Here is a 13,911-nt window from a genome sequence, read left to right as displayed (position 1 = left end):
TTGTGGCCTTTTTTTGTACCCAACCAACAATCTTTTATGAAAAAACTATACATACTGGCAGGTCTGTCCCTGCTGGCGGCTCCTCTCTTTGCCCAACGCACCCTTATTCACTGTGGCAACCTCTTCGATGGTGTCGGCAATTCGCTACAGCCGCAAATGACAATTGTCGTTGAAGGGAATAAAATTACGGCGGTTCAGAAAGGGTACACAGCGCCAGCAGGAAAGGATGCCGTGGTCGATCTGAAGGCCAAAACCGTACTGCCCGGCCTGATCGACATGCACGTTCACCTCGAAAGTCAGACGCGCCGGGGTGGAGCTATCGACGGCTTTACCAAAAACGCGCCTGACGTTGCCTATCAGGCAGCTCAATACGCAAAAACGACCCTATTGGCGGGCTTCACCACCGTTCGTGACCTTGGCGGTTCGGGGGTAAACGTATCGCTCCGCAATGCGATCAATGCCGGATTGGTAGAAGGTCCCCGCGTGCTGACAGTTGGAAAATCAATCGCCACAACGGGCGGACACGCGGACCCAACCAATGGGTATCGGAAAGATCTGATGGGTGATCCGGGCCCAATTGAAGGGGTTATCAACGGTCCCGAAGATGCACGGAAAGCTGTTCGCCAACGCTACAAAGACGGCTCTGACCTGATTAAAATTACAGCTACCGGCGGTGTATTGAGTAATGCGAAAGACGGTTCGGGTGCCCAGTTTACGGAGGAAGAAGTGAAAGCGGTTGTCGATGCGGCCAAAGATTACGGCTTTGCCGTAGCCGCCCATGCGCACGGGGCAGAAGGCATGAAACGCGCTATCCGGGCGGGTGTTCAGACGATTGAGCACGGCACCCTAATGGACGATGAAGCGATCGAGCTATTCAAAAAATACGGCACGCACTACGTTCCAACGATCATTGCGGGTAAAACGGCGGCTGACTCGGCCCGTCACTTTGGCTATTACCCGCCCCTGGTTACGCCAAAAGCACTGGCGATCGGTCCAAAAATTCAGGCTACGTTTGCCAAAGCCTACAAAGCGGGTGTGAAAATCGCCTTCGGGACCGATGCCGGGGTTTATATTCACGGCTACAATGCAAAAGAGTTCGAGTATATGGTCGAAGCGGGTATGCCTGCCGTGGAAGCCGTCAAAGCCGCGCTGATGACCAACGCGAAGTTGTTGGGTATGGACACGCAAATCGGCTCCATCGAAACCGGAAAAATGGCCGACATCATTGCGGTGGCCGATAATCCGCTACAGAACATCAAAACCCTGCAAACCGTCCAGTTCGTTATGAAAGACGGGAAAGTTTATAAGCAGTAAAACAGCCGGATAGTCGTGTACTTGATCAGAGGGGGTTGAGAAAGGGAGTGACACTCAACCTTTCTCAACCCCCTCTGATCAGTTTGTTTACCCATTCATGTTCTTCGTGTTGTACCCAGTGTGTGGCCTGTTCGAGGTAGACGACACGCCCATTGTCGCAAAGATCGATGCTGAGCGGAGCCATTTCACGCTTCAAAAAGCGATCCTGAACACCCCAGATCAGCAGCGTTGGAACGGTGACGCGAACACTGGGCCGTCGCGATCCCGGAAATCGTAGGGACGCGCGATACCAATTCACCATAGCCCTGAAGGCACCGGGCTGCGACCAGGCCGCTTTGTAGTGGCTTAACTCGTCGGTAGTGAACGTGCCCGGTCGACTGCTGGTTCGCAGGGTTCGTGTCAGGGCAGACCAATCGCCGAAGCGCATCAGTCGTTCGGGAAGCCAGGGCAGCTGGAAGAAACCGATGTACCAGCTTCGTAATATCTGTCCTGGGTTTTTACGGACGAACTTGCTCATGACGACCGGATGCGGTACGTTCAAGGTGACGAGTCGCCCAATCCGTTCGGGGTAAACAACGGCGGTCCACCAGGCAACGGCAGCCCCCCAGTCATGGCCGACAAGGATCGCTTTTTGCCGACCTGCGGCTTCGATAAGCCCAACGACATCAGCGGCTAGTGTGTCGATTGCGTACGAGCCAACGCCTTTGGGTTTATCGCTGAGGTTGTAGCCTCGCTGATCGGGCACCCAAACGCAAAAACCGGCATTCACCAAATCGTCGATCTGGTGCCGCCAGCCATACCAGAACTCAGGAAAGCCGTGCAATAGAATCACAAGCGGGCCGCTGACCGGACCCGCCTGAACGACATGTAGCTGGATGCCGTTCGTGTCAACAAAGGTGTGCTTTACAGTTGAGGTCATAGACAAACGGGTAAGCGGCTGAGTAAGGTAATTGTTTGCGCCCATCAGCGGTCAATTAGCTTACTCAGCCGCTTACCCATTTATCGGAGCAACAGCCAGGTAGTCAATTAGAAGCCGAAATACCGTTCGGCGTTCCGATAGCAGATGTCCTGTATGATCTGGCCCATCCAGTCGATGTCATTAGGCAATTCGCCATTTTCGATGTCATTGCCAAAGAGATTGCAGAGAATCCGCCGGAAATACTCGTGTCGGCTATACGATACGAAACTCCGCGAATCGGTCAGCATACCCACGAAGGCGCTCAACAGCCCCATATTCGACAGCGTGTTGATCTGCTTTTCCATGCCATCTTTCTGATCCAGAAACCACCAGCCCGACCCAAACTGCACCTTACCCCGTACCGAGCCATCGTTGAAGTTACCGATCATGGTCGCAATCACTTCGTTATCAGCCGGATTCAGGTTATACAGAATGGTTTTCGCTAGTTGATTGCGATCGTCCAGCCCACCCAGAAAACGGGATAAAGCGACAGCCTGCGGGAAATCGCCGATGCTGTCCCAGCCCGTATCAGGCCCCAGATCACGAAGTCGGCGAATGTTATTATTCCGAAGAGCACCCAGGTGAAATTGCTGGGTCCAGCCTTTTTCGTGGTCCCACTCGGCAAACTGCACGAGCATGAACGACTTGAATTTGAGAATATTGACCGGCTCTACGGCCGTTCCCCGCATCAGGTGATCGAATATGAACTGTACTTCACCATCCGTGTAAGGCTCGGCATAGATCATTTCCAGACCATGATCCGACAAACGGCAACCCATTTCGGCGAAGTAATCGTGCCGGGCTTTCAGCGCATCCAGGTATTCCGCCAGCGTACGAATGTCACGGTTGGTCACCGCCCCTACTTTTTGCACGTAAGCTCGAAACGTAGCCGGATCATCGACGGCCATGGCCTTATCGGGCCGGAATGTTGGTAAAACCTTTGTAGCAAAGCCATCCGTAGCGATGGTTAAGTGATGGTCAAGCGAATCCGTTGGATCATCCGTGGTGCAGACGACCCGAACATCGAAATGCTGCAACAGGGTGCGCGTCGACAGACCGGGCAATTGCTCATTACAGGACTCGTAGACCGAACGTGCCGTAGCCGGACTCAGCACATCAGTCACCCCAAATGGATTTTTGAGTTCCAGGTGCGACCAGTGATACAGCGGATTCCGAACCGTGTAGGGAACCGTCTCCGCCCATTTTTCGAATTTCTCCCAATCACTCGCGTCACCCGTGCAGTACCGTTCGTTGACGCCGTGTGTCCGCATAGCCCGCCATTTGTAATGATCACCGTAGAGCCAGAGCTGCGTCATGTTGTCGAAGCGTTTGTTATCGGCAATCTGATCCGGCGGCAGGTGGCAATGGTAGTCGATGATCGGCATTGGCCGGGCGTAGTCGTGATAGAGCCGCCGGGCGGTTTCGGTCTGAAGCAGAAAGTCGTCGGACAGGAACGCTGGTGAGAGCAGGAGTGAATTCATAGTAGTAAAAGCAAAAACTGGCCAGTATCTCCCAGCATTTATACTTATTTTTTTCGTTAACTCGTCAAACCTACCATCAGGCCCCGTAGCTCCGCCAGCCCGCGCAACCGGCCTATGGCGGTATAACCCGGATTGGTACGCTTACCCGACGTTAAATCATCGAGCATCCGGTGCCCATGATCGGGCCGTAACGGCATCCGAAAATCGGCTCGTCCTTCTTCTTGGCGTCGGGCCTGTTCGTTCAATAACGCCCGCATAACGCCCGCCATGGGCACATCGCCTTCGAGATGGTTCGCTTCCTGAAAACTTCCATCGGTACTCCGTTCGGTGCTGCGCAAATGAATAAAGTGAATGCTTGGCCCCAATCGCTCAGCCATGCCCACAAGATCGTTATCGGGTCGAACACCGTAGGAACCCGTACAAAAACAAAGGCCATTAGCGGGTGAACTGGCCGCAGCCAGCAATGCCCGTGCGTCGGCTTCGGTACTGACAACGCGAGGCAGACCCAGAATTGGATACGGTGGATCATCGGGGTGGATCGCCAGCCGTATGCCAACCGACTCGGCAACCGGCACAATCTCCCGCAGGAACGCATACAGATTCTGGCGAAGCTCGCGGTCACTGATGTCTTTGTAGGCATCCAGCGCATCGCGGAACCGCTCAACGGTATAGCTCTCTTCGGAACCGGGCAATCCGGCAATGATTGTGCGGGTCAGTCGCTTGACCTGCGCATCGGTCATGACGTCCAGCTTTGTCCGGGCACGCTGTTTTTGTTCGTCGTTATACAGGTATTCCGCCCCCGGACGCTGCAAGATATAGAGTTCAAACGCGGCAAATTCAGTTGCATCGAACCGAAGCCCCGTGGAGCCATCGGGCATAGGGTAATCGAGGTCGGTACGCGTCCAGTCGAGGACGGGCATAAAATTATAACAGACTGTATCGATACCAGCCTCGGCCAGATTGACGATCGACTCCTTGTAATTTTCGATGTAGCGCAGAAAGTCGCCCGAGCGGGTTTTGATGCCCTCGTGAACGGGAATACTTTCGACCACCGACCAGGTTAGTCCGGTCTGTTCGATGTGAAGTTTCCGGCTTTTAATTTCGTCCGTTGGCCACACATCGCCGTTGGGAATGTGGTGCAGGGCCGTTACGATACCCGTCGCACCGGCCTGTCGTACATCGTTGAGCGACACCGGGTCATTCGACCCAAACCATCGCCAGGTTTGTTCAAGCATTTTACAGTCAGTCAGTTGTTCCGTCAATACGCCGGTAAGTATAACCCTCATCAACTGTATGTTGACGCGCGGCTCCCGACTTACCAACTAATTTTAGGTAAAAAAGCGCAGTCCGCTGCTTTTCTCCCTAACTAGTCACCACTTGTTTTGCAAATGCTTACCACATCTGGTCGTTATCGCTGGCGAATCGTCGCGCTTTTGTTTCTGGCAACAACGATCAATTACATCGACCGGCAGGTACTTTCCTTCACGATGACCGATGAGGTGTTCAGGAAAGAAATGCTCGATTTGCCAGTTGACAAAGAGCTCACTAAGGAAGCGATCGATCGGTTCAAGATCTTGTACAGTGATGTCGATGCGGCTTTCAAATTTGCGTATGCCATTGGTTTTCTGTTGATTGGCTGGTTGATTGACCGGATTGGAACCAGACGTGGTTTTGCGCTGGGAATCATTATCTGGAGCATTGCGGCTACGCTCACCACCTTCGTGCAAAGCATGGCAGGCCTGCGGTGGACACGCGCTATCTTGGGCTTCGGCGAATCGGCCATTTTTCCTTCTGCGGTCAAAACCATATCGGAATGGTTTCCCCGTCGCGAACGCTCCTTTGCCAATGGTCTATTCAACGCCGGTACGAACGTAGGCATCATTCTGACCGCATTGGTCATTCCTCCCCTTATTTTGAAGCTCGGCTGGCGCAGTTCGTTTCTGGCAACGGGTTTGCTTGGATTCGGGCTGTTCGTGTTGTGGTGGTTCACGTACAGTAAACCCGAACGCAACAAAAAACTATCGGCTACCGAACTGGCCTACATCCGGCGTGACGACGAAAAGCGCGTGCAGGTAAAACCGTCCTGGGGCCAGTTATTGGGTTACAAACAGACGTGGGCGTTTGCCGTGGGCAAGTTTATGGCCGATCCGATCTGGTGGTTCTACATGACGTGGTTGCCCGACTTTTTCAACTCCAACGACGCGCTGGACCAGAAGCTCGATCTGAAAGGCTTTGGCGTTCCCTTCCTGATCATCTACGTCGTTTCCGATGCGGGAAGCGTTTTTTTCGGCTGGCTCGGTACCCAGTTTATGAGCCTGGGCTGGTCGGCCAACCGCGCCCGTAAAACGACGATGCTGATTTGCGCACTGTGCGTTGTTCCCATCGTATTTGCCGCCCAGACCAACAGCTTAACGGTTGCCATAGCCCTAATCTCGCTGGCTGCAGCCGCGCACCAGGGGTGGGCCGCCAATATGTACACGTTTGCCTCAGACCTGTTTCCCCGCAATGTTGTCGCGTCAGTTACGGGCATTGGGGGTATGTTCGGAGCGGTGGGCGGCATCCTGCTGGCGTTACTATCGGGGCGGATCATCACCGCGTTCGGGTACCTACCGATGTTCGTTATTGCCAGTTGTACGTATCTGATTGCGCTGGTCCTGATACACTTGATTTTACCCCGCCTTGAACCCGTCAAAGCTGAAGAATTAGAAAAAATCAGCAATTGGGGCGTGTTGAGCACCAAATAAATACTACGCTATTTTTCGCAGGATGCCCGTAACTTGCATTCTCTCATTTATTCCACGATCCTATTCATGAAAGTCATCACTTTCGGCGAAGTTATGCTCCGGCTCAGTCCACCGGGGGTTGAGCGGTTTGTACAAACCGATACGTTGGCCATGCATTTTGGCGGTACTGAAGCCAATGTAGCCGTCTCGCTGGCGCAGCTGGGTCTGGAAACCGCCCACGTCACCCGCTTTCCCGATCATGCACTGGGTCGGTCGGCAACCGGCTATCTGCGCCAGTATGGTGTTGGTACGCAGCATGTTCGCTACGGTGCCGGTCGATTAGGCTTATATTTTCTCGAAACAGGTGCCGGAAGCCGGGCCAGTCAGATCATCTACGACCGTGTCGATTCGGCCTTCTCGCGGATCACCCCCACCGACGTGGACTGGGAATCGATCCTGACGGGTGCCGACTGGTTTCACTGGACGGGCATCACACCGGCGCTTTCGCAGGGAGCCGCCGACTGTTTGTTGGCAGGTATTCAAACGGCTAATCGGCTGGGCGTTCCCGTATCGGCGGATATTGTGTACCGCAGCAATTTGTGGCAGTATGGCCGGACACCGCAGGAGATCATGCCCGCGCTTACGGAAGGCTGTACCCTCGTTCTGGGCAACAAATCACTCTTTTCGGAGCTGTATGGCGTTGTGGGCAGCACATTTATCGAATCAGGAATGGCCATGATGCGTCGGTTTCCAACGATTCGATACATAACTGATACCAAACGAAATTCACTGAGCGCATCCCATAATCAGCTATCGGCCAAATTGTTCGACGGCGATATGGTTCATAAATCCAGAGTGTACGATGTGCAGCCCATCGTCGACCGGATCGGTACGGGCGACGCCTACATGGCCGGCCTGATCTATGGCTTACTTACCTTTAAGAACCCACAACGGGCGGTTGAATTTGGGGCGGCTGCGTCGGCATTGAAACACACCATTGCCGGTGATGTCAATCTGGCCACCGTAACCGAAATAGAAACGCTGGAAGCTGGTGACAGCTCCGGCAAATTGAGACGATAAACCGGATCGATTGGTTGTATTGAGATAAGTCGCAGACTTTTCTGGCGTCTATTTTAATTCACAAGCCAATAACCATTGTATAAACCACCAATAACGTAATGGCCCGTATTCCCCGATTAACGCTTTATCAAACCATTCGCCAAGTGCCGCTGGTCCCCGTATTTTATCATCCCGACGATGAGATTTGTCTAGGTGTGCTGTCTGCCTGCTACCGGGCGGGTGTGCGCGCCTTCGAGTTTACGAACCGGGGCGACTTTGCCCATGAACGATTTGCCAACCTCAGCCGCATCTGTTCGAGCGAGTTTCCCGGACTGGCGCTCGGCGCAGGCACTGTTTTAGATGCGCCAACGGCTGCCCTTTACCTTCAGCTTGGTGCCGATTTTATTGTTGGGCCAACGTTCAGTGAAGAAATCGCCCGACTCTGTAACCGCCGGAAAGTAGCCTACATGCCCGGCTGTGCAACCCTCACCGAAATCACAACGGCTCATGAGTGGGGCGTTGAAATTGTGAAGGTGTTTCCGGGGGAAGTACTGGGTCCGAACTTTATCAAGAGTTTGAGTGGTCCGCTTCCGTTTGCCACGGCTATGGTAACCGGCGGAGTAGAACCTAATCAGGAGAGTTTATCGAAGTGGTTCGGTGCCGGTGCGGTGGCCGTTGGGATGGGTTCTCAACTTTTTCCGAAAACCGTATTGGCTGATCGTGCGTTTGATAAAATAGAAACCACAGTTAGCGATGTAGTGCGTATTATTGCCGGATTGTGACGAACCTGCCACGCCTATTCATTTTTACGCAATCGATAACGAATTACCCAGATGACTGCAGCGGAAACTGCTACCCACCCAACTATGTCAAAACTCAACCGTTCGACGCACCCCGCCCCTGTTTTTCCAGAAAAGATATTACAGTTTGGCACGGGCGTGCTGCTGCGTGGTCTGCCCGATTATCTGGTGCAGAAAGCCAACGACGAGGGTCGATTCAACGGATCAATTGTCGTTGTCAAATCGACCGATAGTCAGACCAGCGAATTCTCCGATCAGGATAACTTATACACGGTAGCTGTTCGGGGGGTTCAGCAGGGAGAAAATGTGGCGGAGACAACCGTTGTTTCGGCCGTTAGCCGGGTGCTGGCCGCGCCGACCCAATGGAACGAGGTGCTGATGCTGGCCCGAAACCCTAAGTTGCAGATCATCATTTCCAACACGACCGAAGTAGGGCTGAATTACGTCGAAGAAAGTATTTTTCAGCACCCGCCCCAGTCGTTTCCGGCTAAGCTGACCGCTTTTTTGTACGAACGCTTCCGTAGCGTTGGCGGCTCGAAAGCCAAAGGTATGGTGGTGATCCCAACCGAACTGGTCACCGACAACGGCCTCAAACTACGCGAAGCCGTCGAGAAACTGGCGAAGTTCAATGAACTGGGTAAGCTCTTTACGAAGTGGCTCAAATTCCACGTTCGTTTCTGCAACTCACTGGTTGACCGCATCGTAACGCGCCCAACAGACGAGGCCAAACAGGAAATTCAACAGGAGCTTGGGTATGATGATGACCTGCTTACGTTCACGGAACCGTATCATCTGTGGGCGATTGAGGGCGATGATCGCGTTCGGGAAATGCTGACGTTTGCGGATGGTTCTACTCCGCAAGTTATTATCGATGAAGACATTAATTTCTACAAAGAGCGCAAACTTCGGGTACTGAACGGCACCCATACATTGACGATGCCGTTGGGTTATCTACTTGGTCTGGAAACGGTAGCCGACGAGATGAAACATCCATCGATGAGTCGGTTCGTGGAATCGCTGATGCTTAACGAAATTGTGCCGACCGTACCCGATTATGGCATTCCGGGCATGGACAAAGCCGATGTGGCTCAGTTCGCACGCGATGTACTGGACCGCTTCCGAAACCCCTACCTAGACCACCTGTTGCTGAACATTTCTCTCCAGGAGACGGCAAAAATGCAGGCGCGTAACGTAGCGACCATCCAGCGTTACTACGACCAGTTCCACGCGGTTCCGAAACTCATGGCTCTTGGCTTTGCGGCTTATCTGCTGTTCATGAAGGCTGTTCGTCAGGAAGGTGGCCAGTTTTACGGCGAGATTGCCGTTGGAGGTGGTATAGTAACCTACCCCATCCGCGACGAACGAGCCGGGTATTTTTACGGCGACTGGAAAACAGTGAAAGAGAAAAGTCCGTCCACCGTTTCAGCCTTTGTAAAAAGCGTCCTGTCAGATAAAACGCTCTGGGAAACGGACCTCACAGCGCTCCCCGGTTTTGCCGAAGCCGTAGCGGATTATCTCAACGCGTTCCTGAAATCCGGAGTTGAACCAGTACTTGATAAAGCCGTTTCGTAGAGACCGGTCGGAATGCCGCATCACCGCCGGTGCGGCAATCCCTTGCGTCTCATTCGCGTCAGTAACTGCTATGCGTCAGCAAAACCGTCCGGTCATGAGACGCATAGTAATGCGTCTCTACGTTATTTGGCGATCAGGGTCAATAACAATTCGGGCTCGTTGGTCGTGATGAAGTCAGCGTGACGCTCCAGAAACCACTGGAGCGTTTCTTTTTCATTGACCGTCCAGACGTTGACCGTTAGCTTGCGTTGCTGGGCGTCGTTGATCCAGGCTTCATTTTTTCGCAGTATGCTGAAATGGTAATCCAGACCATACAAGTGATCAGCGGCCAGTTGCTCAGGTGATTTATCGCCATATAAATAAGCTACTTTAGCATCCGGATCCAGCGCCTTCACTTTCTTGCAGACATCATAATCGAACGCGATGTAGTCGACCCAGGCTTGCGCCTTCAGGCGATGTACGGTGTTGACAACCCGTTCGGTCAGGGCCATTGACCGCTCTTTGCCCATCGTCGATGTTTTAATCTCCAGGATCAACCGCGTGCGGTTCTGCTTCATCCCTTCAGTCAGATACGCTTCCAGGGTTGGCAGTGACTCACCATTGCTGAGTTTGACTTTAGCCAGTTCAGCCGATACTGTTTTTTCAATGGGTAGTCCCTGAATAGCCGCGTCGTGGTTAACGAACAAGACCGAATCAGCCGACATATGCACGTCGAACTCGCTTCCCATACACCCCAGTTTAATGGCCTGCTGTAAGGACGCGATCGAGTTTTCGCTCGTCCCCGTCCCTTTCCAGGCACCCCGGTGCGCGATCACCTGATTCCGGATAAAGTCATCGTTAACGATTCGAAACGTATCGCGCACCGAGCCCGTTGCGTTCGTTCCTTCAACGATCAGATCATACCAAGGCAGAGAAGCTTTGGCAGCTTTGGGCTTGATGATTAGCTGGTTCGCTTTGTCCAATGTAAACAAATCCGCGTTGTTACCCTTCAACTTAAGCTGACTTACAGTACCTGATACGCGTACTGTGCCAATGGTGGTTTTTGTGGGCGAGAATGTATAATTCGAGAGGGACAGATTGGCCTGAGCCGTAGCAGACGAATAACTCAAACTGAGGGCAAGTAGTAAGTTGAGAAGAGGAACGCGGAGGTTGACCATAACGTAGCTAAAATTGGTAATCAGATTCAACCACAAAAGAAGCAGTACGCAGGTTCTTAATGCCCCCACCCAGTAAAAGATTAGATTATCATTTGTAGCCATCGCATAACAAAACCGTAATGCAAACCGGCAGACCGCTCAACTTGATACCGGATTAAACTTGCACTATACTTTTTACCAGATAAATTTGCACCTGTCCCTTAACCGTTCGAACAATGCCAAGTCAGATCCTGGTCGTCGGTAGCTCCAACACCGATATGGTCGTGAAAGCCGAAAAACTACCCGCACCCGGCGAAACTGTCATGGGCGGCTCATTTCTGATGAACCCCGGCGGGAAAGGAGCCAATCAGGCCGTTGCTGCGGCCCGGTTGTTGCAGCCATCAGCCGGTGGAACGGTTACCTTCGTAGCAAAAATTGGCAACGATATTTTCGGCCAGCAGGCGCTCAGCGGGTTCAACAGCGAGGGCATCAATACGACCTATATCCTGACCGATATGGACAATCCATCGGGTGTGGCGCTGATCAATGTCGATGCATCCGGCGAAAACTGCATCACCGTTGCTCCCGGCTCTAACGCCAACTTACAACCAGCCGAGACCGAAGCCGCCCTGGATGCTCCGGAACCCGATGCGCTGGTGCTGTTACAACTGGAAATCCCCTTGCCAACGGTCGACTACGTGATCCGGGAAGCAGCTCAACGCGGTTTTCGGGTCGTTCTTAATCCGGCCCCGGCCCCCACTCAACCGCTACCAGCGGATCTATTCCCGCATTTATTCCTGATTACGCCAAATGAAACGGAGGCTGAACTGCTGACCGGTATTCGGGTCACCGACCTGACCACGGCCGAACAGGCGGCTAAAAAATTGCACGAAATGGGCGTTTCGAACATCGTGATCACGCTTGGCTCTAAAGGAGCTTATCTGTATACCGCCGACCAGCAGGGCCAGATCGTTGAGGTCCCGCCCGTCAAAGCCGTCGACACAACAGCCGCCGGCGATTGCTTCAATGGCGCCCTCACGGTAGCCCTGTCGGAAGGAAAATCATTATCCGACGCGGTAGCTTTCGCCTGCCGGGCGGCCTCGGTTTCGGTCACGCGCATGGGCGCTCAGGCGTCGGCACCGTACCGACACGAACTGGATTCGTAACCTATCCGATTCCGGTTCTGACCATTCGGCTCATCACCGTTTTTCTGTTCTTAGTCGGCATCACGTTTCTACTCCCTATTCACTATTGACTGATGAAAAAACTACTGGTAATCGAGTGTATTCTAGCGGTACTGATGGCGGTCAATCCGTTCAATCAGCCTGATAAGCCTTCGCCAACGGCACAAAAAACGATGACGAAACAGGCGATCCAGAATAAGATCAAAGGCGGCTGGGCTGGTCAACTCATTGGTTGTACGTTCGGTGGGCCAACCGAGTTTCAATACAACGGCACCATGCTGAACGACTACCAGCCGATTCCGTGGTATGACGGGTACATGAAGCACACGATGCTCAACAATCCGGGCCTCTACGATGACATTTACATGGATCTGACCTTCGTTGATGTATTCGAGAAAAAGGGGCTCGATGCGTCGGTCGATGAACACGCCAACGCCTACGCAACGGCGGGTTATGGGCTCTGGCACGCGAACCAGGCGGGGCGCTACAACATTCTGCACGGCCTAAAAGCCCCTGAATCAGGGCACTGGCTCAACAATCCGCACGCCGATGACATTGATTTTCAGATCGAAGCTGACTTTTCGGGGTTGATGGCTCCCGGTATGCCGAATACCGCTGTTCAGATCGGCGACCCGATTGGTCATATCATGAACTACGGCGACGGTTGGTACGGTGGTGCTTACGTAGGCGCGATGTATTCGCTGGCGTTTGTCTCCAGCGACATCAACTACATCGTCAGCGAAGCCCTGAAAACGATTCCGGCCCAGAGCACGTTTCACCAGTGTATCGCTGATGTTATCAAGTGGCACGCGCAGTATCCCGGTGACTGGAAGCGCAACTGGTTCGAGATTCAAAAGAAATGGTCGGACGAGGTCGGTTGCCCAGAAGGTGTGTTTCACCCGTTGGATATCGATGCAAAGATCAACGCGGCTTACATCGTCCTGGGGCTGCTGTATGGGGGCGGTGACTTCACCAAAACGATGGAAATCAGTACCCGCGCCGGACAGGATTCCGATTGCAATCCGGCTTCAGCGGGTGGTATTCTTGGCACCATGCTCGGCTACGATGCCATTCCGGCTTACTGGAAGCAGGGGTTAGCCGAAGCAGAAGATATCGATTTCAAATACACGAACATGTCGCTGAACGATGTCTATGCGATGGGGATGAAACACGCCCTTCAGGTCATTACCCGCAACGGGGGTACCATTGCAGGTGATCAGGTAACGATTGCCGTGCAGACACCCAAGGCGGTTCGGCTGGAGCAAGCATTTACGGGTCATTATCCAGTACGGGTACTCCCTGTCCGCAAGAATCTGGATACTGAATACAGCACTGAATTTGATGGTATTGGCTTTGTTATCAGGGGCGAAGCAAAACCCAAAAGCCGGACTACCTCAACGGATGAACGGTCGTTTATCGCCAATGCTGAACTCTACGTTGACGAGAAGAAAATCGAAACCGTACAACTCCCCACCGACTTTACACATCGGCGGTACGATCTGTTCTGGAAATACCAGTTACCCAAAGGCAGACACACCATCCGTATTAAGTTACTCAATCCTGATCCTGAGCACCTTGTCTATTTGTCAGACCTGCTCGTCTACAGCGATCAGCCGGTAAAATCGAAGCTGTGACACGGCAATACCCATCGGTTAACGTTATCCGGTAACCGATAAAAGCGCAA

11 protein-coding genes are annotated in these 13,911 nt (G+C 53.0%); 7 read left to right on the top strand and 4 right to left on the bottom strand.

The genetic code is table 11. The features are described from left to right. Positions 1–36: 36 nt before the first annotated feature. A complete protein-coding gene (locus tag GK091_RS07375) occupies positions 37–1,314 on the top strand; it encodes a metal-dependent hydrolase family protein (protein WP_164035944.1) in 1,278 nt (425 codons plus the stop codon). Between the two features lie 64 nt (positions 1,315–1,378). On the opposite strand, the gene GK091_RS07370 is transcribed toward GK091_RS07375, so the two are convergent. From GK091_RS07370 to uxuA, 3 genes are all read right to left on the bottom strand, one after another. Further along, entirely contained in the window at positions 1,379–2,233 is an 855-nt protein-coding gene (locus tag GK091_RS07370; RefSeq protein WP_164035943.1) for an alpha/beta fold hydrolase, read from the bottom strand. Between the two features lie 107 nt (positions 2,234–2,340). Beyond that, a complete protein-coding gene (gene uxaC / locus GK091_RS07365; protein WP_164035942.1) occupies positions 2,341–3,753 on the bottom strand; it encodes a glucuronate isomerase in 1,413 nt (470 codons plus the stop codon). Positions 3,754–3,809: 56 nt separating this feature from the next. Then, positions 3,810–4,988: a mannonate dehydratase gene (gene uxuA / locus GK091_RS07360; protein WP_164035941.1), complete on the bottom strand. Its 1,179-nt coding sequence runs from the start codon at positions 4,986–4,988 to the stop codon at positions 3,810–3,812. 153 nt (positions 4,989–5,141) lie between these two features. Between uxuA and GK091_RS07355 the strand changes: the two genes are divergently transcribed. From GK091_RS07355 to GK091_RS07340, 4 genes are all read left to right on the top strand, one after another. Next, positions 5,142–6,497, top strand: a complete 1,356-nt coding sequence (locus tag GK091_RS07355) for an MFS transporter (RefSeq protein WP_170312632.1) — start codon at positions 5,142–5,144, stop codon at positions 6,495–6,497. Between the two features lie 66 nt (positions 6,498–6,563). Then, entirely contained in the window at positions 6,564–7,556 is a 993-nt protein-coding gene (locus tag GK091_RS07350; RefSeq protein WP_164035939.1) for a sugar kinase, read from the top strand. Positions 7,557–7,654: 98 nt separating this feature from the next. Next, positions 7,655–8,317: a bifunctional 4-hydroxy-2-oxoglutarate aldolase/2-dehydro-3-deoxy-phosphogluconate aldolase gene (locus GK091_RS07345; RefSeq protein WP_170312631.1), complete on the top strand. Its 663-nt coding sequence runs from the start codon at positions 7,655–7,657 to the stop codon at positions 8,315–8,317. A gap of 84 nt (positions 8,318–8,401) precedes the next feature. Then, the gene (locus GK091_RS07340; protein WP_164035938.1) at positions 8,402–9,907 is read left to right on the top strand and encodes a tagaturonate reductase; all 1,506 of its coding nucleotides are present in this window, start codon (positions 8,402–8,404) and stop codon (positions 9,905–9,907) included. A 122-nt stretch (positions 9,908–10,029) separates the two neighbouring features. On the opposite strand, the gene GK091_RS07335 is transcribed toward GK091_RS07340, so the two are convergent. Then, positions 10,030–11,064 (bottom strand): glycerophosphodiester phosphodiesterase, encoded by a 1,035-nt coding sequence (locus tag GK091_RS07335; RefSeq protein WP_164035937.1) that lies wholly within the window; start codon positions 11,062–11,064, stop codon positions 10,030–10,032. A 215-nt stretch (positions 11,065–11,279) separates the two neighbouring features. Here GK091_RS07335 and rbsK point away from each other — a divergent pair, with 215 nt between their 5' ends. Further along, complete coding sequence (gene rbsK / locus GK091_RS07330) at positions 11,280–12,209, top strand: ribokinase (protein WP_164035936.1); 930 nt, start codon at positions 11,280–11,282, stop codon at positions 12,207–12,209. A gap of 92 nt (positions 12,210–12,301) precedes the next feature. Beyond that, positions 12,302–13,861, top strand: coding sequence for an ADP-ribosylglycohydrolase family protein (locus GK091_RS07325; RefSeq protein WP_164035935.1), 1,560 nt, complete (start codon positions 12,302–12,304; stop codon positions 13,859–13,861). Positions 13,862–13,911 lie beyond the last annotated feature (50 nt).

Origin of the sequence: Spirosoma agri (assembly GCF_010747415.1) — a bacterium.
GTDB classification, from domain to species: Bacteria; Bacteroidota; Bacteroidia; order Cytophagales; family Spirosomataceae; genus Spirosoma; species Spirosoma agri.
The sequence above is the reverse complement of the archived record's forward strand: the minus strand, read 5'-3'. Positions and strand labels throughout refer to the sequence as shown.

Excerpts from the sequence above, each read along its gene's own strand:
- uxaC (WP_164035942.1), bottom strand. The coding sequence starts at position 3,753 with ATGAATTCACTCCTGCTCTCACCAGCGTTCCTGTCCGACGACTTTCTG.
- rbsK (WP_164035936.1), top strand. The coding sequence starts at position 11,280 with ATGCCAAGTCAGATCCTGGTCGTCGGTAGCTCCAACACCGATATGGTC.
- GK091_RS07375 (WP_164035944.1), top strand. The coding sequence starts at position 37 with ATGAAAAAACTATACATACTGGCAGGTCTGTCCCTGCTGGCGGCTCCT.
- GK091_RS07355 (WP_170312632.1), top strand. The coding sequence starts at position 5,142 with ATGCTTACCACATCTGGTCGTTATCGCTGGCGAATCGTCGCGCTTTTG.
- GK091_RS07335 (WP_164035937.1), bottom strand. The coding sequence starts at position 11,064 with ATGGTCAACCTCCGCGTTCCTCTTCTCAACTTACTACTTGCCCTCAGT.
- GK091_RS07325 (WP_164035935.1), top strand. The coding sequence starts at position 12,302 with ATGAAAAAACTACTGGTAATCGAGTGTATTCTAGCGGTACTGATGGCG.
- GK091_RS07340 (WP_164035938.1), top strand. The coding sequence starts at position 8,402 with ATGTCAAAACTCAACCGTTCGACGCACCCCGCCCCTGTTTTTCCAGAA.
- GK091_RS07350 (WP_164035939.1), top strand. The coding sequence starts at position 6,564 with ATGAAAGTCATCACTTTCGGCGAAGTTATGCTCCGGCTCAGTCCACCG.
- GK091_RS07345 (WP_170312631.1), top strand. The coding sequence starts at position 7,655 with ATGGCCCGTATTCCCCGATTAACGCTTTATCAAACCATTCGCCAAGTG.
- GK091_RS07370 (WP_164035943.1), bottom strand. The coding sequence starts at position 2,233 with ATGACCTCAACTGTAAAGCACACCTTTGTTGACACGAACGGCATCCAG.
- uxuA (WP_164035941.1), bottom strand. The coding sequence starts at position 4,988 with ATGCTTGAACAAACCTGGCGATGGTTTGGGTCGAATGACCCGGTGTCG.